1 other RNA gene is annotated in these 386 nt (G+C 43.0%); it reads right to left on the bottom strand.

From position 1 onward, the window contains the following. Window positions 1–384: a transfer-messenger RNA gene (gene ssrA, locus QQM37_RS14390) on the bottom strand. Between the last annotated feature and the right edge of the window lie 2 nt (window positions 385–386).

Raw genomic sequence — 386 nt, 5'->3', positions numbered from 1 at the left:
GAGGGATTCGAACCCTCGTCCAAACAAGCAATACATAAGCTTTCTACATGCTTATTCTACTATTGGTTTTCGACTGGAGGCAGAGAGCAGACACCCAACTTCCAGCTTATCTTCTGAGGTTTTCGAGTTTTAGCCGAAGCATCTAAAACCTTATTTCTGCATTCCTATATCCCAGGATCAAACGCCGCAGAACAGAGCATTTGTGGAATATCTTGCTTCCCTACTAAAATCTTCGGGAAAGCGCTTGAATCTACTAAACTTCGATATTAAGCTGCAAGAGCGAACTCTTCGTTGCCAGTTAAAATTTTGTAGCAAGGGATTATAGAGATCGCGCTACGGTTCTCTGCATGCTTACTTACCCATTGATCTTGCTGTCGAAACCAGTC

Source organism: Psychromicrobium xiongbiense, from assembly GCF_030271165.1.
GTDB classification, from domain to species: Bacteria; Actinomycetota; Actinomycetes; order Actinomycetales; family Micrococcaceae; genus Renibacterium; species Renibacterium xiongbiense.
Note: the sequence above shows the minus strand (reverse complement) of the source record. Positions and strands in the feature narration are given on the sequence as shown.